19 protein-coding genes and 1 pseudogene are annotated in these 19,451 nt (G+C 68.6%); 10 read left to right on the top strand and 10 right to left on the bottom strand.

The genetic code is table 11. The annotated features are described in order from the left end of the window. Window positions 1-56 precede the first annotated feature (56 nt). Entirely contained in the window at window positions 57-1,217 is a 1,161-nt protein-coding gene (locus OG707_RS39995; RefSeq protein ID WP_329126933.1) for a lipid II:glycine glycyltransferase FemX, read from the top strand. Between the two features lie 10 nt (window positions 1,218-1,227). Further along, window positions 1,228-1,485 (top strand): annotated as a pseudogene (locus tag OG707_RS42505) (GNAT family N-acetyltransferase); the annotation flags it as partial. On the opposite strand, the gene OG707_RS40000 reads toward OG707_RS42505, so the two are convergent. Next, window positions 1,433-2,776, bottom strand: coding sequence for a UDP-N-acetylmuramoyl-tripeptide--D-alanyl-D-alanine ligase (locus OG707_RS40000; protein ID WP_329126935.1), 1,344 nt, complete (start codon window positions 2,774-2,776; stop codon window positions 1,433-1,435). The pseudogene OG707_RS42505 and the gene OG707_RS40000 overlap by 53 nt on opposite strands. Window positions 2,777-2,903: 127 nt before the next feature. Between OG707_RS40000 and OG707_RS40005 the strand changes: the two genes are divergently transcribed. The 3 genes from OG707_RS40005 to vanX are packed head-to-tail and all read left to right on the top strand — an operon-like array spanning window position 2,904 to window position 5,549. Then, complete coding sequence (locus OG707_RS40005) at window positions 2,904-3,893, top strand: D-isomer specific 2-hydroxyacid dehydrogenase family protein (protein ID WP_329126937.1); 990 nt, start codon at window positions 2,904-2,906, stop codon at window positions 3,891-3,893. Next, window positions 3,886-4,926 carry a D-alanine--(R)-lactate ligase VanA-Sc gene (vanA-Sc, locus tag OG707_RS40010; RefSeq protein ID WP_329126939.1) on the top strand — a complete coding sequence of 347 codons (1,041 nt, stop codon included), beginning with the start codon at window positions 3,886-3,888 and terminating at the stop codon, window positions 4,924-4,926. The genes OG707_RS40005 and vanA-Sc overlap by 8 nt, the downstream gene beginning before the upstream one ends. Before the next feature lie 14 nt (window positions 4,927-4,940). Continuing rightward, on the top strand, window positions 4,941-5,549 hold the full coding sequence (gene vanX / locus OG707_RS40015; RefSeq protein WP_329128215.1) for a D-Ala-D-Ala dipeptidase VanX: 609 nt from the start codon (window positions 4,941-4,943) through the stop codon (window positions 5,547-5,549). Between the two features lie 10 nt (window positions 5,550-5,559). Here the strand turns inward: vanX and OG707_RS40020 are convergent, their stop codons facing one another. Then, entirely contained in the window at window positions 5,560-6,099 is a 540-nt protein-coding gene (locus OG707_RS40020; RefSeq protein ID WP_329126940.1) for a hypothetical protein, read from the bottom strand. A gap of 311 nt (window positions 6,100-6,410) precedes the next feature. Here OG707_RS40020 and OG707_RS40025 point away from each other — a divergent pair, with 311 nt between their 5' ends. After that, on the top strand, window positions 6,411-7,856 hold the full coding sequence (locus tag OG707_RS40025) for an extracellular catalytic domain type 1 short-chain-length polyhydroxyalkanoate depolymerase (protein ID WP_329126941.1): 1,446 nt from the start codon (window positions 6,411-6,413) through the stop codon (window positions 7,854-7,856). On the opposite strand, the gene OG707_RS40030 is transcribed toward OG707_RS40025, so the two are convergent. Beyond that, window positions 7,853-9,004: an agmatine deiminase family protein gene (locus tag OG707_RS40030; RefSeq protein WP_329126943.1), complete on the bottom strand. Its 1,152-nt coding sequence runs from the start codon at window positions 9,002-9,004 to the stop codon at window positions 7,853-7,855. The genes OG707_RS40025 and OG707_RS40030 overlap by 4 nt on opposite strands. Window positions 9,005-9,105: 101 nt before the next feature. On the opposite strand from OG707_RS40030, the gene OG707_RS40035 reads away from it, so the two are divergent. Beyond that, window positions 9,106-9,687: a TetR/AcrR family transcriptional regulator gene (locus OG707_RS40035; RefSeq protein WP_329126945.1), complete on the top strand. Its 582-nt coding sequence runs from the start codon at window positions 9,106-9,108 to the stop codon at window positions 9,685-9,687. Between the two features lie 333 nt (window positions 9,688-10,020). Here OG707_RS40035 and OG707_RS40040 read toward each other — a convergent pair whose 3' ends face one another. Continuing rightward, window positions 10,021-10,515 carry a hypothetical protein gene (locus OG707_RS40040; protein WP_329126947.1) on the bottom strand — a complete coding sequence of 165 codons (495 nt, stop codon included), beginning with the start codon at window positions 10,513-10,515 and terminating at the stop codon, window positions 10,021-10,023. Window positions 10,516-10,828: 313 nt separating this feature from the next. Here OG707_RS40040 and OG707_RS40045 point away from each other — a divergent pair, with 313 nt between their 5' ends. Next, window positions 10,829-12,352, top strand: coding sequence for a hypothetical protein (locus tag OG707_RS40045; protein WP_329126949.1), 1,524 nt, complete (start codon window positions 10,829-10,831; stop codon window positions 12,350-12,352). A gap of 157 nt (window positions 12,353-12,509) precedes the next feature. Here the strand turns inward: OG707_RS40045 and OG707_RS40050 are convergent, their stop codons facing one another. From OG707_RS40050 to OG707_RS40070, 5 genes are all read right to left on the bottom strand, one after another. Continuing rightward, on the bottom strand, window positions 12,510-12,965 hold the full coding sequence (locus OG707_RS40050) for a hypothetical protein (protein ID WP_329126950.1): 456 nt from the start codon (window positions 12,963-12,965) through the stop codon (window positions 12,510-12,512). Window positions 12,966-13,225: 260 nt separating this feature from the next. After that, window positions 13,226-13,759: a hypothetical protein gene (locus OG707_RS40055; RefSeq protein WP_329126952.1), complete on the bottom strand. Its 534-nt coding sequence runs from the start codon at window positions 13,757-13,759 to the stop codon at window positions 13,226-13,228. Further along, complete coding sequence (locus OG707_RS40060) at window positions 13,749-14,756, bottom strand: urea transporter (RefSeq protein ID WP_329126954.1); 1,008 nt, start codon at window positions 14,754-14,756, stop codon at window positions 13,749-13,751. The genes OG707_RS40055 and OG707_RS40060 overlap by 11 nt, the downstream gene beginning before the upstream one ends. 280 nt (window positions 14,757-15,036) lie before the next feature. Further along, the gene (locus tag OG707_RS40065; RefSeq protein WP_329126956.1) at window positions 15,037-16,059 is read right to left on the bottom strand and encodes a hypothetical protein; all 1,023 of its coding nucleotides are present in this window, start codon (window positions 16,057-16,059) and stop codon (window positions 15,037-15,039) included. Window positions 16,060-16,320: 261 nt separating this feature from the next. After that, the gene (locus OG707_RS40070) at window positions 16,321-17,169 is read right to left on the bottom strand and encodes a LysR family transcriptional regulator (RefSeq protein ID WP_329126958.1); all 849 of its coding nucleotides are present in this window, start codon (window positions 17,167-17,169) and stop codon (window positions 16,321-16,323) included. Between the two features lie 95 nt (window positions 17,170-17,264). On the opposite strand from OG707_RS40070, the gene OG707_RS40075 reads away from it, so the two are divergent. Further along, window positions 17,265-17,996, top strand: a complete 732-nt coding sequence (locus OG707_RS40075) for an SDR family NAD(P)-dependent oxidoreductase (protein ID WP_329126959.1) — start codon at window positions 17,265-17,267, stop codon at window positions 17,994-17,996. A gap of 57 nt (window positions 17,997-18,053) precedes the next feature. Here OG707_RS40075 and OG707_RS40080 read toward each other — a convergent pair whose 3' ends face one another. Next, entirely contained in the window at window positions 18,054-18,464 is a 411-nt protein-coding gene (locus OG707_RS40080; protein WP_329126961.1) for a winged helix-turn-helix transcriptional regulator, read from the bottom strand. 101 nt (window positions 18,465-18,565) lie between these two features. Between OG707_RS40080 and OG707_RS40085 the strand changes: the two genes are divergently transcribed. Continuing rightward, entirely contained in the window at window positions 18,566-19,447 is an 882-nt protein-coding gene (locus OG707_RS40085; protein ID WP_329126962.1) for an alpha/beta fold hydrolase, read from the top strand. Window positions 19,448-19,451 lie beyond the last annotated feature (4 nt).

Raw genomic sequence — 19,451 nt, forward strand, 5'->3', positions numbered from 1 at the left:
CGGCGTATCGAGATCTGCATACGCTCGGGCAACTCTTCGCCGCCTTGGCTGGTGGCATGTCCTTCAGCCAACCAGTACGAGCAGCAGCCGGGAATCCGGTCGTCAGGCCGATCAACGCCGCCGAGCATCTGGCGTTCGTACGGGCCCAGCGGTCGGTCAGCTTTCTGCAGACACCGGCGTGGGGCCGCGTCAAGACCGAGTGGCGCAGCGAGTCCCTCGGCTGGTTCGACGGCCGGCGCCTGGTCGGTGCGGGACTCGTCCTGCACCGACCGGTGCCGCGGCTCGACCGCTTCACGCTGGCGTATCTGCCCGAGGGCCCGGTCATCGACTGGAGCGGTGAGATCGGTGTGTGGCTCGACCCCCTGGCGGCGTACCTCAAGGAGCACGGGGCGTTCGCGATCCGGCTCGGCCCGCCGGTGGTAACGGACACTTGGAGCGCCGCCCAGGTCAAGGAGGGCATCGCCGCCCCGGACATCCGTCGGCTGACCGACCTGCCAGGACAGTGGGGCGACCCGGTCGGCGCGCAGGTGACCGGTCGGCTCAGCGGCGGCGGCTGGCTTCCGCAGAGTCCCGAGGGCGGCTTCGGGGTCGGACATCCGCAGTTCAAGTACGAGATTCCGCTGACGGGCAGGACCGAGGACGACGTACTCAGGGGCATGAACCAGCAGTGGCGCCGCAACATCAAGAAGGCGGCCAGGGCGAGGGTCGAGGTCGCGGTCGGCGAGGTGACGCTCGGCGAGGACCTGAAGGCGTTCCACGACCTCTACGTCCACACCGCCGAGCGCGACCGCTTCACGCCCCGGCCGCTGCGCTACTTCGAGACGATGTTCGCGGAGATGCGGGCCGAGGATCCCGAGCGGATCAAGCTCTACCTGGCCCGCCACCAGGGCGATTTGGTGGCCGCTGCCGTCCTGATCCGCGTCGGCGCCCACGCGTGGTACTCCTACGGGGCCTCCGCCACCGAGAAGCGCGAGGTGCGCGGCTCCAACGCCTGCCAGTGGGCGATGATCCGCGACTCGCTCGCGGCCGGCTGCGACGTCTATGACCTGCGCGGCATCACCCCCACCCTCGATGCGGACGACGCGCATGTCGGGCTGGTCCAGTTCAAGGTCGGCACCGGCGGCCAGGCAGTGAGATACGTCGGCGAGTGGGACCTGCCGCTGCGGCCGATGATCTACCGGGCCTTCGACCTCTACATGAGGCGGCGCGCGCGATGAGCATGAGGATCCGTCCAGCGCGGCCTATGTGGCTGAGGCCGGCGAAGACCTCCTTGGGGTCATCGCCGTCCATGTCTGCCCGCTCTTCGAATGTGACGGCTCCTGGGGCCGGACCGTAGCCCTGGTCGTCTGCGGTCGGGCGCGCGGCCGCGGTGTCGGCTCTCAACTCGTTGTGGCCGCGGAGTCCTTCGCCGCCACCGGCAGATGCGTCCGAACTACGCGAGCGCGGCGGCGACTTCGTCGAGGCGCGCCCCTCGGGAGGCCTTGACGAGCACCACAACGCCTGCAGTGATGTGGTCGCGCAGCCAGTCGACGGCCGCGTCGTTGCCGGCCAGCATCACCGCCCGCTCTCCCGCGCCGTCGGCGATCGGCCGGGCGCCCTCGCCGACCGCGATCACCACATCTGCCCTGGAGGCGGCGTACTCCCCGACGGCGCGGTGCTCGGCCACGCTCTCGGCGCCGAGTTCGAGCATCTCGCCGAGGACGGCGATACGGCGGCCGCCCTCGATCGCCGCCAGCGCGTCCAGGGCGGCGCGGGTCGAGTCGGGGTTGGCGTTGTAGGAGTCGTTGAGCAGCGTCGCGCCGCCTGCGAGGGTGCGCAGCTCCAAGCGCCACTTCGACAGCGAAGTGGCGGCCAGCGCCGCCGCGGACGCGTCGAGGGCTACGCCGGCCGCCAGCCCCGCCGCCGCGGCGGCCGACGCATTGAGCGCCTGGTGCGCGCCCAGGAGCGGCAGCGCCACGGGGGCCGAGGCGCCGGCGATACGTAGCGTGAAGGAAGGCCGGCCGAGCCGGTCCAATTCCAGGTCGAGCGCCCGTACGTCGGCGTGGACCGCCTTGCCGAAGGTCAGCACCGGGCCGTCGGTGAGCGCGCGCATCGCGACCACCCGGGGGTCGTCGGCATTGAGGATGGCGGTGCCGCCGGACGCCAGCCCCTGCACCAACTCGCCTTTGCCCGTTGCGATGGCCGCGCGTGAGCCGAACTCGCCGAGGTGGGCCTGGCCGACGTTGAGTACGACGGCGATGTCGGGTGCGACCAGGCCGGTGAGCTCGGCGATGTCGCCGACGTGGCGGGCTCCCATCTCGAGGACCAGGAATCGGGTGGCGGCGTCGGCGCGCAGCATGGTGAGCGGCACGCCGAGCTCGTTGTTGAGCGAGCCGATGGTGGCGATCGTCGGCGCGGTGTGTGAAAGTACCGCCGCCAGCAGGTCCTTGGTGCTGGTCTTGCCCTGCGAACCGGTCAGCCCGACGACGGTCAGGTTGTTGCGCAGCCGGGCCACGACGTGGGCGGCGAGGGACTGCAGCGCGGCCTGGGTGTCCTCGACCATGACGGTGGGGAGCGGCGTCGGCCGCGAGCCGAGTACGGCAACCGCGCCGGCCCGCCCGGCCTGTTCCGCGTAGTCGTGGCCGTCGGCGTGCTCGCCGGTGAAGGCGACGAAGAGGCCGCCCTGCTCGGCCTGCCGGTTGTCGAGCACGGCGGGCGCGGTCACGGTCACGGCACTGTCACCCTCAACGGTCCCGCCGACGATTTCGGCGATCCGGCCGAGGCTGAGCGGGATCATGTCGATTCCCTGGACGTCTTGCCTGGTGTTTTGTAAGTCATGGCTCCAGTCAAGGCATTGGGACGTATCGCGGGCATATCGAAAACCACATACGTTCCGGCAACAGCACGCCGCCTTGACTAGAGGCATGACCCACAGCGAAACGACCCGCATCACCATGTACGGGTGCGGCCCGGACGAAGCCGTTCTGTTCCGCGAGCTGGCGCCCAGCTTCGGTATACAGCCGGCCATCACCGACGCACCAGTGTCCGAAGCCAATACCGAACTGGCCACCGGCAGCCGATGTATCAGCGTCGGCCACAAGACGCCCATCACTCACGCCACTTTGCGTGCGCTCGGTGGAGCCGGCGTGGGCTATATCTCCACGCGGAGCATCGGCTACAACCACATCGACGTGGAATACGCGGAGAGCATCGGCATTTTCGTAGAAAACGTCTCCTACTCGCCGGACAGCGTGGCCGACTACACGCTGATGCTCATGTTGATGGCGGTACGGGATGCGAAAGACATCGTCCGTCGCACCGACATGCACGATTACCGGCTGAGCGATGCGCGCGGGAGGGAATTGCGTGATCTGACGGTCGGAGTGATCGGGACGGGCCGTATCGGCGCGGCGGTCATGGATCGGCTGCGGGGTTTCGGCTGCCGCATCCTGGCGCATGACAATCGTCCCGTGGACCGCCCCGGTGCCGCTGTCGAGCTCGTTTCGCTCGATGAACTGCTGCGGCGAAGCGACCTGGTCACGCTGCACGCGCCGCTCACCGCGCAGACGCACCATCTGCTGAATCGGCAGCGCCTGTCACAGCTGAAGAACGGCGCCCTGATCGTCAACACCGCACGTGGTGCGCTCATTGACACCGAGGCACTGGTGCAGCAATTGGAGAACGGCAGGCTGGGCGGCGCAGCGCTGGATGTCGTCGAAGGGGAGGAAGGCATCTTCTACGCCGACTGCAGAGACAAACCCATAGAAAGCAAAGGGCTGTTGCGACTTCAGGAGCTGCCGAATGCGCTCATCAGTCCGCACACCGCCTACTACACGGACCACGCCCTGCGCGACACCGTGGAGAACTCCCTCACCAACTGTCTGACATTCGAAAGCAGGAATCACCATGGCTAAGCTGAAGCTCGGCATCATCTTCGGTGGCCGTTCCGAGGAGCACCTCGTCTCCGTCAAGTCGGCGCGTGAAGTGGCCCGGAACCTCGATCTCGAGAAGTACGAACCCTTCTACATCGGGATCACGAAGAGCGGCACGTGGAAGCTCTGTGACAGCCCCGAAGCGGAGTGGGAGAACAGGAACTGCCGCCCCGTCGTCCTGTCGCCGGACAGCAACGTGCACGGACTGCTCGTCCTGGGGCAGGGGAGCTACGGAACGATCCGCCTGGACGTCGTACTACCGGTGCTGCACGGCACGCTCGGCGAGGACGGCGCGATGCAGGGACTGCTGGAACTCTCCGGCATCCCCTACATCGGCTGCGACATCCAGAGTTCCGCTCTGTGCATGGACAAATCCCTCGCCTACGTGGTCGCGCGAAGCGAGGGAATCGCCACGCCGAACTTCTGGACCCTCACGGCGGACGAAACCGTCGATCCCGCCCGGTTCGCCTATCCGGTCTTCGTGAAGCCGGCCCGATCCGGATCGTCGTTCGGCGTGACCAAGGTGTCCCGGGAAGAGGAACTTCCGAGTGCGGTGGAAACGGCACGACAGTACGACACGAAGGTGCTGATCGAAGAGGCGGTCGTCGGCAGCGAGATCGGCTGCGCCATCCTCGGGAACGACTCGGATCTGATCGCGGGCGAGGTTGACCGGATCGCGCTCTCGCACGGATTCTTCAGGATCCACCAGGAGGACGCCCCTGAGACCGGTTCCGAGAACTCCATGGCAATCGTTCCCGCCGACATTCCGGAAGAGTCACGGCTACTCGTCCAGGAGACGGCCAAAGCCGTGTACCGCGCCTTGGGATGCAGCGGTCTTTCGCGAGTGGACATGTTCCTCAAGGAGGACGGAAAAGTAGTCCTCAACGAGGTCAACACCTTCCCCGGCATGACGTCGTACAGCCGTTATCCGAGGATGATGGCCGCGGCGGGACTGCTGCTTCCAGAAGTGATCGACCGGACGGTGTCCCTCGCCCTGACGGGGAAAATCCGATGAGGCCGGTGGAGTCCGTGAAGGGCGACTTTGTCTTTGTGGACGAGCTGGCGTCCGGAATACGCTGGGACGCCAAGTACGCCACGTGGGACAACTTCACGGGGAAGCCGGTGGACGGATATCTGGCGAATCGAGTCGTCGGTACGAGGGCTCTGTGCGCGGCCCTGGATCGGGCCAGAGAGCAGGCCGAGACACTGGGGTTCGGCCTGCTGCTCTGGGACGGCTATCGCCCGCAGCACGCAGTCGACTGCTTTTTGCGCTGGTCGCAGCAGCCGGAGGACGGCCGGACCAAGTCGCGGCACTATCCCAATATTGTCAGGGCCGAGATGTTCGAGAAGGGGTATGTGGCTGCCAGGTCGGGCCACAGCCGGGGCAGCACCGTCGACCTCACCCTCTACGACTTGGCCACCGGTGAGCTCGTTCCCATGGGTGGCGACCATGACCTGATGGATTCCATCTCGCACCATGGCGCACAAGGAATCACACCAACCGAAGCACGGAACCGGCAGCACCTGCGTTCCCTCATGGAGACGTGCGGTTTCAGTGCGTACGAGTGCGAGTGGTGGCACTACACGCTCGACGGCGAACCCTATCCGGACACCTATTTCAATTTCCCCATCACATAGGACGCCGGGCTCACGCTTCTTCGAGGGAGGTCAGGGCGTCGGTGACCATGCGGGTGGCGAAGGTGTGGTCGTCGTCTGCGATCCGGTTGATGTGCTCCGCGAGGAGGAACGCGGTGGCCTCCAGCGGCGTCATTTCTGCCTCGGTCCACTCTCCGTACTGCGCGCGCCACAGGCCGGGGCTCAGGCCGTTGCCGGCGGCGATGACCAGGCCGGCCATGGTCGGGATGGCCTCGGGCGGGACGCTCTTGGGCATCCTGCGCATCGTGGCGACGAGGTGGGGGACAACGGCCTCGATGACCTCCTGGTCGTGGGCTTCGTAGCACTCGCGCAGCCACTTCATGAACACGTAGATGAGCGTGCAGGCGCCGTCAAGGACGTCTTCGGCTTCCTCGGCGCTTACGGAGGCGGTGAACTGGTCGGCCAGCGCGCCGAGTTCAGGATCAGGTCCTGGGGTGTCACTGTGGACGGCTGCGATCTTCGAGTCGATGATCATGATTGCTGTCGCGACGTCGCCGACGGGTGCGTTCTGAGGGTCACAGGGTGATGTCACAGGGGCCTCCTCGTGCGGCCGCGGACAGAAGTCGCGGCGTATCCGCACGGTAGCCCGTCGCCGGCCCGGAGATCTGGACAAGGGAACTACTGCGGGACAGGGAGATCCGATGGCCGTGCCGGACGAGCCGTCACTCACCGCTGTCCGTGACCCATCCGTGGACGCGGCCGACACCTGAGGTGATCGGGAAGTGTGGTCCGCCTCCGCTGGCGGGCGGTCCCCGCGGTTCTACGGTGCAGCCGACCGCCCGCTCCGGAGGGACAGCCGGCGCGGCGGTCCGCCCCCCACCCCCTTCACCACGGGAGGACCACATGCCGGTTCGTGACCGCACCCGAAACGCCTGCTGGGCCGCACTGCTTGCCCTGCTGCTCGCCCTGTTCACCGCGCCGCAGAACGCGTCGGCGGCCTCGCTCACCCAGGTCACCGGCTTCGGCTCCAACCCGGGCAGCCTGTCGATGTATTCGTACGTGCCCGACAACCTGCCCACCGGCGCGCCCCTCGTGGTGGCGCTGCACGGCTGCACCCAGAGTGCGAGCGACTACTACAGCCACTCGGGCTGGGCCAAGTTCGCCGACGCCTACGGGTTCGCGCTCGTCCTGCCGCAGACCACGAGCGCCAACAACGCCAACTCCTGCTTCAACTGGTACCAGTCGGGGGACTACACCCGCGGGCAGGGCGAGGCGCTGTCCATCAAGCAGATGGTCGACTACGCCAGGTCGCAGTACGGCAGCGACCCCAGCCGCGTGTACATCACAGGGCTCTCGGCCGGCGGCGCGATGACCTCCGTGATGCTCGCCGACTATCCAGACGTCTTCGCGGGCGGATCCATCGACTCCGGGATACCGATGGGCTGCGCCACCGACCTCAGCTCCGGGCTCACCTGCGAGTACAACCCTGTCAGCAAGACTCCGCAGCAGTGGGGCGATGCGGCGCGCAGCGCATCGGGCGGCTGGACCGGTCCCTGGCCCCGGGTCGCCGTCTGGCAGGGAACCGGCGACTCGACCGTCAATCCGGCCAACGCCACCGAATCCCGCGACCAGTGGACGAACCTCCACGGCATCAGCCAGACCCCGTCGTCGACCACCACGCTCCCCGGCGGCACCACCCAGGCCGTCTACAACGGCGCGAACGGCGCACCTGCCGTCGAGACGTTCACCATTTCCGGCATGGCGCACGGCCTCGCAGTGAGCCCCGGCTCCGGCGCCGACCAGTGCGGCACGACCGGCACGTACTACCTCAACTACATCTGCTCCAGCTACTACACCGCCAAGTTCTGGGGCCTGGACGGCACTTCGGGCGGCGGCACAGGCAGCCTTCCCGCGCCCGCCGGGCTGAAGGTCACCGCCACCACGGACACCAGCGCGTCACTGTCATGGACCGCAGTCAGCGGCGCCGCGTCGTACAACATCTACCGCGGCGGTACGAAGACGGGCTCGGCGTCCACCCCTTCGTACACGGACACCGGACTCGCCTCCGGCACCGCGTACAGCTACACCGTCGCGGCCGTCGACGCGTCCGGCAGAGCCGGCACCGTCTCCGCCGCCGTGTCCGCGACCACCACCGGCTTCCAGCCGCAGTGCTTCACCGACAACAACTACCAGCAGGTCGCCGCTGGCCGCGCCCATCAGACCGGCGGCATCACGTACGCGAACGGCTCCAACCAGAACATGGGCCTGTACAACACCTTCGTCACCCACACCCTGAAGGAGACCGCCGCCGGCACCTTTGTGATCGCCGACTCCGGCTGCGCCGCCTAGGCGGGCTTGCCCGGTTCGTCGTGGGTGGAGCAGTGGATGCCGCCGCCCCCGGAGGCGATGGTGTCGATCCGTACCTGCACGACGTCGCGCTCGGGGAAGTGCTCCTGCAGGATTCCCCGGGCGTGGTCGTCGGCCTTGCGGTCGCCGAACCTGGGCATGAACACGGAGTCGTTGGCGACGTAGAAGTTCGCGTACGTCGACACGAAGTCGTCGCCCTCACCGGTGATCAGGTCCAGGTCCGGCTGTGGCAGATCGACGATCTCGAAGGGGCGCCCCTTGGCATCGGTCGCTTTGCTGAGCACGGCTTTCGCCTGGTCGGCTGCGCGCGACCAGGAGTCCGCGGGCGTGTTCGGATGCGCCCGGTCCAGGAGCACCACACCGGGCGCGGCGAACCGTACGAGGCTGTCGACATGTGCGTCGGTGATGTCCTGGCCGCGTACGCCGGCCAGCCAGATGACCTTCCTCAGGCCCAGGGTCTGCTTGAGCTCGGCCTCGATCTGGTCGCGGGTCTTTCCGGGGTTGCGGTTGTCGTTGACGATCGAGCTCTCGGTGACGAGGAGGGTGCCCTCGCCGTCGGTCTCGAAGGATCCGCCCTCGGCGACCAGAGGGGCTTTTCGGCGGGGGATCCCGTACTTCGCCAGGAGGGTGCGGCCCACCAGGGCGTCGTGGGTGTGCTCCTGCTTGTTGCCCCAGCCGCTGAAGTTGAAGTCGACGCCGGTGACCTCGCCGTCCTGTTCCACGAAGACCGGCACGGTGTCGCGGGCCCAGAGGTCGTCGACGGCCAGGGGGATGACCTCGACGTCGCGTCCGCACGCCTTCTGGGCGGCGGCCTGCTGGTCGGGCCTGGCCATCATCACCACGTACTCGTACCTGCCGATGGCGCGGGCGAGGCGGGCGATGTCCTCGCGGACGTAGGGGAGGTCTCCTTCCCACACCGACGCGAGGGCGGGCCACGACATGAAGGTGCGCGTGTGACTCTCCCACTCGGCCCCCATGCGCAGCCCCTCGACCGCGGTCTGCGCGGTCTTCTTGGTCTTCGGGGTCTCCTCGTCGCCTACAGCTCCGCACGCCGAGGCGCCGAGGACGACCGCGCCCATTCCGGCGAGCGTGTGCAGGGCCGAGCGGCGGGAGGGGAGGAGCGGGGACACGGCGAACTCCGATCATCGCGACAAGACCAAGGTGATCTCGATCTCGACTTTCGCACAAACTGAAAATTCAGTCAAAGATGGAGGCGGTAGGGTTCAGATCCATGGCGTCCCGCAATACTCAGATCCTCCAGGCAGCCGCACGGCTCATCGCCCGTCGCGGCGTCCGCGGCCTGCGCGTCGAAGAGCTCGCAGCCGAGGCCGGTGTGTCGACCGGGCTGATCTACTACCACTTCAAGGACCGCACCGGGATCCTGCGGCAGACACTCGAGTTCATCAACGACCGCGCCGAGCGCTACACCACCGGCGCCGCGTCGGACGCCGAACCGCTCTCCGTGGAGGAGGAGCTGGAAGAGGTCCTCCTCCTGGAACTGCAGGACACCGCGGAGGTGAGGGAGAACAGCTCCGCCTGGGGCGAGCTGCGGGCGAGCGCCGTCTTCGACGAAGTGCTGCGCGAGGACCTCGCCAGGGCCACCCTGACCTGGGTACAGGAGATGGCCGGCCTCATCGGCCAGGTGTACCCGACGGCCCCGGCGCCCGCCCTCGCCGCGGCCGGCGAGCGGCTCACCGCCCTGCTGGAGGGGCTCAGCATGCGCTGGCTCAGTGGCGGGCTGCAGCTCGGTCACGCGCGTGACCTGATGCGCGGCGCCATCGAGGCCGAACTCGCGCTGCTGCGGGCGAAGTAGCCCCAGCTGCCCTTGTCCCATCCGGCTTTCTCGACGGGTGGGTTTCTTTGTTCCCAGACTCTTGGCTGAAAAATCAGTCAGTGTGGCACTGTAGTCGCTGCCTGCCGCACTTCCCTGAGCGAGGGCTTCCGTACGGCGGTCTGCTCGACACCGAGACCGACGGACACGTCGACGGGGTCTGCGCGTTCGCCGCACCCGGCAAGGTCGTCGGCGTACGGGCGGCCGCGATCGTGTACGGCTCACTCCTGGATGTCACGAGCTGGCCCCAGGACGAGATCGATACCGGCGCCGTGGTGATGACAGTGCTCCACCCGCGTCGTCCACCAAAGTGTTCTACAGGCGGGTCACGCGCCAGGCGTAGGCGCCGGTGCCACCGCCGCTGGAGGAGAACTCCAGCATGCCGCTGTCGTTCGCCGCAGTGAACCGCAGACTCTGCACACCGGCATCGCAGTCGGCCGAGAGTGGCTTTGCCGCCGGGGCAGCGGATCTGATTGTCGCGGTGACGCTGCCGGTCCCGCCCGAACAGGCCAGCAGGAGCCGGTACTCGGTGCCCTTCTTCAGCACCCCGAGATCGGTGGCGGTGTCACCGCCGCGGGCCTCCACACTCGCGGCGACCAGCTTCGCCTCGTCGCTGGGAGAGGCCCCCGAGACGGCCGCCTCGGCGGCATCGCCGTGCTTCTTCTCCTGGGCTGCCTGCTCCTTCGCCGGTGATGACGAGGCAGGCGCCTTCGGAGTGCTGCTGGTGTGCGTGGTGGACGTGCAGCCGACCACCGCAAGGGCGGGCAGGCATCCTACGGTCAGCAGGAAGCGGGTGGTGCGAGAGGTCATGAGGTGGTCTCCGTGTACTTCCAGCAGACCTCAGCGGCCGGCAGGATCGCAGCGTCGGAGATGACCGTACTTGCCCTCGGCGGTGCTGCGCGCAGAGGAGTGCCCGGTCCCGATCGCGACGGTGCACGGCCAGGGCCACGTTCAGGTGGACGCCGACACCTGCTGCTCCAGAGAGGTTCCCAGAGCGGAACCCGTACGTCAGATGACGGACGCTCGGATGCAACCTTCCAGTGTTCTGGCGTGTCCACGTAGTGTGCTGACGATACGCAGAACATGGAGGACAGCGGCGGCCGCCGCTGTCGCGACCGCCGCTATGGCGCTCGCAACGCCGGCCGCGCACGCCGCCGGAACGACGCTCGTCCTGAACTCCCAGGAGAACTACTACCTCCCCACCGCGGGCGAGGGCCCGAGCCTGGGCCTCGGCATCACCGCCTCGGGCGGGGACGCCCATGACGTCTCGATCGCGGTCGACGCGTCGTCCCTCGCCGGGAAGGCGACGATGGTGGTCACGGGGGACTGCGTGAGCACCGGCACCCTGAAGGTGAGGTGCGACGTGGGCCCGCTGTCGGGCGGGGAGTCGATCGACCCGTTCTTCCTCAAGCCCACCGCGGCCGCGAAGGCGGGCGACACCGGTGCCATCACCTACTCCGCCACCGCTTCCGACGCAGCCACCGTGACGGGGAAGACGGATGTCCTGGTGGGCGGGCCGAAGCTTGCCGCCCGGCCCTACCCGGCGCTGACGGGCATCGCGCCCGGCGCCGTCTTCGAGCGCACCCCGGCCTTCGTCAATGCCGGCGCAGCCCCCGCGGACAAGGGCGTCATGCTGCTGGTGCAGGACTCAGACGGCGTCTCTCTGGCCCGTGACCACTCCAACTGTCACTACTCGGCCCGGCCCGACGTCGGCGCCTGGTGCCGGTTCGACACCAAGATTGCGCCCGGTGCGGCCTACGAGACAGACGTGCCGCTGCGCTACACCGCCACCAAGGACACGATGTACGGCTACAACACCTACATTGCGTGGCCGGTCGGCGGCACGGCGCCCGACTCCTTCGACCCGTCGGAGTTCCCCGAGACCGGCACCGGCACGCCTCTCGGTCTGGAGTCCGTCGCCTCCGGCTCCGGATTCACCGGCCCTGGCTACGGCACCTTTGCCACCGCCCAGCACGCTGACTTCCAGGCGCTCGGTGACACGGTCGAGGGCAAGGTCGGCGAGACGGTGAGTATCACCGTGGGCGTGCGGAACAACGGGCCGGGCCGGATGGGCTTCCAGTGGACGGACGCCGACAACTCCGGCACGTTCGTGGTGACCCCGCCCGCCGGCACCACCATCACCGGAGCCCCCGGCCCCGGCGAGCAGGGCGACCCCGGGCCGCGGTGGAACTGCACACCGGGCAAGGCCGGCGCGAAGAAGTACACCTGCGACATCGGCAGCACGGACTTCCGGCCGGGCGACTCCGTGTCCCAGGAGTTCACGGTGCGGATCGACCGGGTCGTCCCTGGCGCACAGGGCAGCGTGCGGGCGGTGCAGAACCCCAAGTACCCCAATCGTGACGACGACGCGGCGAACGACACCACGGCGATTGCGGTGAAGGCCACCGGCTCGGCGACGTCCAACTCGTCGCCCAGCGCCTCCGCGTCCTCATCGGCCACGGCCACCGCGAGCCCGTCCGGCTCCGGGGCGGGAACCAGCAGCGGGACGACAACTGGTGGCGGGCTCGCCGCCACGGGCACGGACGGAGTCCTGCTGCGGGCGGGCACCGCCGTCCTGGTGGTGGCGGCGGGCGGCGCGCTGGTGTTCCTGGCTGTGCGAAGGTCGCGGTCGCAGGGCGTCCGCTGACGTGGGCGCCCCGGCGCGGCAGGGCGTCAGCCCCGCACACTGAGACGCGGGCAGAAGAGTGGGACTGCCCACAGTTCTTCGGGACGTCGGCGCAGCGACGTCCCGAAGAACGCCGCCTGCTCCCGATCGGATCACGTAGGCCCCCCGTGCGTCGCCCTCAGACGGTCGACCCGGACATCCGTACGTGCGCAACACCGCTTTCCTCGTAGGTGAGTTGGACAGCCACCGAGTCTGCGAGCCGGTGGCCGTCCTGATCCGTGAACGGGACAGGGTCCTGCTTCGGGTCCGCGCACGCGTCGGCGTGACCGCAGAAGCCCCGGGAGAGCTCTGTGCCGGGATACGAGGTGCGCAGCCATGCCTCCGCCTCCTCCTTCTGCGCCCGAAAGTCCAGCTCGTACGAGATGCTCATCCACTGACCCGTGGTGCACTTTCGGTCGCGTGCCCCTGCGGGCAGTTCGGCGGCCCGGAAGAACCGAGCTGCCTCGTCGCACGACACGCCGAGGGTGCCGTTGAAGGCCGACATCACTTGGAAGGCGAACCAGCCGCCGAGTGCCAATACTGCTGCCACCGATGTGATCGCGAGCCAGATGGCGATGCGCTGACCTCGTGGCATGGGCCAGAACAACCTTCCAGCGGTGCCTATTTGAATACGTTCAACGACGCGCCTCTGTGGCCCGTGGTTCCGCTTTGGAGTGGGACGACCCCCAGTACTGGACCGTCACGGAGGTCGCCGACGTCCACGAGGTGTCCGACGGCATCGTCACCCGCGAGCGGGTCCACCGGCCCCAACTGCCGCTGCTCGGGATCGCCGTAGGAGACGTTGAGCGGGAAGTTCTCCGGGTTCACCGGCACCACTCTCTGTGCCGCCCCGCTTCAGATGTGGGAAGTGAGGCCGGTGGCAGGGTCGTGGGAGATCAGCGTCGGCAGCCCCAGGTCATACCGGACGACCTCGGCGGTCAGCAGCGCCGGTCGTTGACTGGCTGTCGCAACCTCGACCAGGAACCGCAGCACGGCAGCCACCCCCGCCCCGTCACGCACGTCCTCGGGCCAGACGGAGAACTCGATCTCCTCCTCGTCACAGGGCAGGGCGAAGAACCACACGGTGCCAAAGCGGGCCCGGAAGGCGAAACTCGTCCCCTGGCCCTCCGGCTCGTCCGCCCAGACGCGGAAGAGGTCGGAAACGCCCGGCCGTACGGGATCGAGCTGAGGGTACGGGTGCTCCACCTCACTCTCGTCGGACACGACAAGCAGGTGCTCGAGGACCGCGATCCACTCCACCCGGGTCACGTCGAGGACCCGGATGTCCCTCAGACTGCCGTCGAGATAAAAGACCTCGCACATCCACGGCTCGGGCAGGCATCGCGTGCGAGCACCGTACTCACCGGCGTGGACATCCTCATGCGACAACTCGACCCGCCTCCTCGCGACGGCCCCTGGGCTGGTCATGTGACAGTGCGAGGCGGGGGGACCCGTTCGGTGAGCCAGTCGCGGGGGTTGGCCGGGACAGGGCCGGAAACGAGCGGGCCGCGCCCAGGAACACGAGCGTTGTCACCACGAACGGCCAGGTGAAGACGGTCGTACCGAACACGGGCGCGAGCGCGGTCGCAGCCACCGCCCCCACCAGCGCGTAGGCCAACGTGCGCCCGCCGAACGGCAGGAACACCCCGCACAGGGCGACGGACACGAGCACGGCGTTGTACCCGCCCGTCCCGTCATGGACCGCCGCGCCCAGGCCCCACGCCACCGCCATGCCGACCGCGTTGCCCAGACACGCGACCCCGGCCACCCGCAGCCCCGCCACCGCCAGCCCGGCCAGCACGAACGCGCCCGCGTACCAGTGCGGCAGCAGGAAGATCTGCCCGAACCCGGCGAGGAACCCGCGCCCAAGACCGCCGAGGCCCGGAGCACCCGCGGTGTACCCGGCACCGGAACCGTGCGGCCGGATCAGCGCGACCATCGTCACCACGGCGCAGAACGGCGACGTCAGCGCGGGCAGCCCGCACGCCCCGAGCACCCGCCCGGCCGCGGCTGTCGCCACGGTCACCACGGCACACGCGAGCAGTGCCACGAGCACCGTCGACACCCGGGCCGGACCGAGCAGGGCCGCACACCCCACGCCCACCAGGCAGGAGTTGAAACCCTCCAGGCCCTGGGCCAGCCGCTCGCGTTCCACCCCGAGCACCCGGGCGAGACCGGTGCCGAGGGCCGCGCCCCCGACCCCGTACACCCCGGACCCCCACCCGCCGGTGAACAGGGCACACGCGAACAGCACCCCGGTGAGCGCGCGGGACACGAAGGTCACCTGCCCGATCCCGCGCAGCACGCGCACCCCGAACTGCCTGCAATCGACGCCCCATTGATGCCCGTTTCCTGCTGTTACGGACACGTCGACGACCTGCGCCACACCCCACCCCCCGTTACGGTCATGTTTCGCAACTGGGCAAGAGTAGCCCCTGGTTTGCGGGGCAACGCGCGACCGGCTCCGGCCGGCAGGCATGCATTCGGGAGCGGTAGAAAGTCCGCGCCCGACGGCGAGCACCTGCGCACAGGTTGGCGGTGTTGTTGAGGAGGGGGCGCTGGTGCAGGCCGGGACAACAGCGTGACGGACCGGGCTGCGGGCGGCCGTGCGTACGACTGACGGGTCGGTGACCCCGATACTCCGGTGCCTGCGGCAGTCGGGGTGGTCAGCGGAGGGTGCGGACAAAAATATCCGCTTTGCCGTTGGTGTCTTCGGGGACGAGGTCCTCGGCTGTGGACTGGAAGATCACCTGGCGCCCGCCGGCGCTGACCGTGTCGATCCCGGCCGTGGCGGGGCGGTCGGTGACGGTCTCGTCGGTGCCCGTCTCCAGGTCGCGCAGTGTGAGCGGTGCCGGCCCGGTCGTACCGGAGGGGGTGTGCAGAAGGTAGCGGCCGGTGGGGTCGATGGCGATGCCCTTGGCCCCGGGTACCTGCAGGGCTGTGCCGGAGGCGACGTCGTAGACGTAGGTGTCGGGGCCCGAGAGGTACACGACCTTGCTGCCGTCGTCACTGAGCTGGACGAGCTCGGCCGCCTTGCCGGGACCCTCGATCGGGTAGACGACGGTGTTGTCTGCCCAGTCCCACAGGAGGATGTCCTGCTCGCCGCCGTCCTGGTAGGCGAGACGGGTCCCGTCGCCGCTGAGGGACGGCCGGATCGATGCGGTGTTGTGGATGATGTCCACGGTCTGCAGCTCGCCGGTGTCCGGGCTGCGGACCTCGACGCGCTGATTCTGCTCCGGATACCTGAAGCTGACACCAAACGCCTGCTGGCGCTCGCTCGCGCCCATGGAAGCCTCGCAGCGGAGGAGCGAGCAGGTGTAGGAGGTTGACCATCCCAGGCTCAAATGGTTCTGATAGAGGGCCATATGGTCGAACCTGGGCCCCAGATAGGCAAGGACCTGCCCGTCGCTACTGAGCATGGGAGGCCCCACCGGCGACCCGTCGAACTGCCGGTTCTGTCCCGTCGCCAGATCGCGAACGAACACCCGGTCGTTCCTGCCCGTGTTACCGGGGGTGAGGTTGTTCGCGTACGAGGAGAAGACGACGCGGTCGCCGGCTGGAGTGATCGACGCCTGGGCGGAATCATCGTTGGCTTGAGTGCCGTCGGCCGCGACACTGACCCTCTCGACACCATCCGCGCCGTCGACGGGCCCGGCCCAGGCCGCTCCAGGCGTGACCGCCGTGATCACGCAGACCACGGCCGCTGCGCACAGAACGACCCGCCCACGTCTGGCTGTAACCCGGTTCGAAATCCGCTGCATGTCTCCCCCAGACAACTTCCGCCTCAGTACCCCGTTCGGAGAACCATCGACATGCAAGCGTCACAGAGCGACGCGGTCAACGCGTAGATGCGCCAGATGACCTGTCGGGGAATATGGTTTCGGCCATCCGAGGACTGTTCCGTCACTCGGCTATCTCCCGTCACACCAAAGACAGTCAGCCCCTGCAAGTCAGAGGCGTGTCGCAGTCCGGACAAGGTCGGCGACGGCTCTGGACCGGCTGTGCGGTGACCAGGCGATCACGGTGGTGACTGCCGGCGCGTCCAGTACGGGCACGGCCGCGAGGTCACTGTGCAGTTGGCCTCGGCACGACTCCGGTGAGACCGCGCAAGCACGGCCGAGCGCAACGAGCTGCAACAACTGCGCCTGGTCGCGGACCTGCGGGCCGGGGCCGGGCGGATAGGTGCCGTCGGGGTCGGGCCAGCGCGGCAGGGGCAGGCCTGGCAGCTCGGCGATGTCGGCCATGCGCACATGGGCCCGGGCGGTGAGCGGATGTCCGGACGGCAGGACCACGACCTGGCCCTCCGTGCCGAGCTCTTCTGCGTCGAACCCGGCCGTCGAGTCGAACGGCCGGTGCAGCAGCGCCACGTCGGCCCGGCCCTCGCGAAGGAGTTGCTGCTGCTCGGCCGGGCCGCACAGGATGACGTCGACGGGGACCGCGCCGGGTTCGGCGGCATACGCGTCGAGCAGTTTCGCCAGCAGTTCGCGGGACGCACTGGCCTTCGTGACCAGGACCAGGCCGGGGCCGCCGGTCACGGAAAGGGCGGCGCGGCGGGTCCGGCGCTCGGCGGCGTCGACCGCGTCGAGGGCCGCCCGGCCCTCGACCAAGAGCACCGAGCCGGCCTCGGTCAGCGTGACCGTGCGGCTGGTCCGGTCCAACAACGCTGCCCCGAGGCGGCGTTCGAGCTGCTGGATCGCCCGCGACAAGGGCGGCTGCGCGATCCCGAGCCGCTGCGCGGCACGCCCGAAGTGCAGCTCTTCAGCGACAGCGACGAAGTAGCGCAGTTCCCGGGTCTCCATCCCGCTACGGTACTCCGGATCAATACCCTGACGGTATCGCCGCCCACTCGATCGGTCTTGGACCCCAGGCGGGGTCCAAGAGCAGCATGGCCCCTATGAGCGAACAAACGATTGCGCTGGTCACCGGTGCGAACAAGGGAATTGGCTACGAGATCGCTGTGGGCCTGGGCGCCCTCGGCTGGAGCGTCGGCGTCGGCGCCCGAGACGATCGGCGCCGTGAGACAGCGGTGGAGCAACTGCGCGCGGCCGGCGTCGACGCGTTCGGCGTACCACTGGACGTGACCGACGACGCGAGCGCAACCGCCGCCGCCGGGCTGATCGAGAAACGGGCGGGGCACCTCGACGTGCTCGTCAACAACGCCGCCATCGCCGGCAGGATGCCGCAGGAGCCCACCCGGGTCGATCCCGTCACCATCCGAACGGTCGTGGAGACCAACGTGATCGGCGTCATCCGCGTCACCAACGCGATGATGTCGCTGCTGCGCCGCTCTGCCTCACCACGGATCGTGAACATGTCCAGCAGTGTCGGCTCCCTCACCCGGCAGTCTGGAACCGCCGCTGAGCAGACGACGGGGCCGATAGCCGCGGCGTACGCACCGTCGAAGACGTTCCTGAACGCCGTCACCCTCCAGTACGCCCGGGAACTGAGCGGCACGAACATTTTGATCAACGCCGGCTGCCCCGGCTACGTCGCGACCGACCTCAACGGCTTCCACGGCGTGCGTACCCCCGAACAGGGCGCGGCGATCGCCATCAAACTCGCGACCCTGCCCGACGGCGGTCCGACCGGCGAGTTCTTCGAGGACGCCGGCGTAGTGCCCTGGTGAAGCACCCGGCGGCCCAAAGGGCCGCCGGCGACTCAGCAGTCGTCGAGACCGGCCTGCTCAAAGGTCATCGACCTCCTGGTCGTTGGCTTCGTTGGCGCGGTTGATCTCGGTCATATGCTCCTCCGCCCAGGTCCGCAGCCCCGCAAGCGCGACCTCCAACGACAGTCCGAGTCCGGTGAGTCGGTAGAAGACCCGCGGTGGCACGGTCGGTTCGACCCGCCGGGACACCAGCCCGTCGCGGGTCAGGCTGCGCAGGGTCACGGACAGCATCTTCTGCGAGACGCCGGGCATCCGGCGTCTCAGCTCCGCGAAGCGCACCTCGTCCGGTGCGGCATCGGCGAGCGTCTTGACGGCCATGGACGTCCACTTCGTACCGATGCGGTCCAGCAACTGCCGCGTCGGGCAGCAGGGGTCGAAGAGATCACCGCGTGCCCCACGGCCTTTGGCCCGGGCTCCTGGGGTGGTCACCTGTGGCTCACCACCTTCCCTGAAAGTGCCGTCTAGGCATCGACCGAGCAGTTACCTATCGTTTGGTGGTCACCAATGGTAACCAACTCGGGGGAGCTGTCATGCCCGCCACCGCCGCACATCAACTGCGTCGCATCGCGACGAACGGCGTCCAGCTCAACGTCGCCATCGCCGGGGAGGGGCCTGCAGTACTCCTGCTGCACGGCTTCCCGCACACCTGGCAACTCTGGAGCGGCATCATGGGGCAACTGGCCGGGCAGTACCGGGTCATCGCCCCGGACCTGCGAGGCTTCGGTGCCAGTACGCGAGCCGCCGAAGGTTACGACGCAGGTACCCTCGCCGCCGACGCCGAAGGGTTGCTCGACGCCCTCGGCGAGCCCTCCGCAGCGGTGGTCGGCATCGACGCGGGCACCGCCCCCGCCGTCCTGCTCGCGCTGCGCCGCCCCGGCCTCGTCCGGCGCCTGGTCGTGATGGAAGCACTGCTCGGCCGCCTGCCCGGAGCAGAACACACCGTCGCAACCGGCGCCCCGTGGTGGTTCGGATTCCACGCCGTCCCCGGCCTCGCCGAGACCGTCCTGGCCGGCAATGAGGCCCCGTACATCGACTTCTTCCTCGACTCGGGAACGCTCGGGCGAGGAGTACCCGACGACATCCGCGCAGCCTTCGTCCACGCGTACACCGGGAGCGAGGCCCTGCGCTGCGCGTTCTCCTATTACCGGGCCCTGCCCACCAGCGCGCAGCAGCTCCAGGACGCCGCCGCGACGGCTCGACTGACCATGCCCACCATGGCTATCGGCTCTCACCCCGTCGGCCCCGGGCTCGAACACCAACTTCGCCCCATTGCTGATGACCTGATCGGACATCACCTCCAGGACTGCGGCCACATCATCCCCCTCGACCGCCCCGACGCATTGTTCGCGCTCCTTGAGCCCTTCCTCTGCGTCGATCTGCAGAAGCGAGCCGACGCGGCGCCGAACGCATGAGCCC

This window comes from Streptomyces sp. NBC_01465 (assembly GCF_036227325.1).
In the GTDB taxonomy this organism is placed as follows: domain Bacteria; phylum Actinomycetota; class Actinomycetes; order Streptomycetales; family Streptomycetaceae; genus Streptomyces.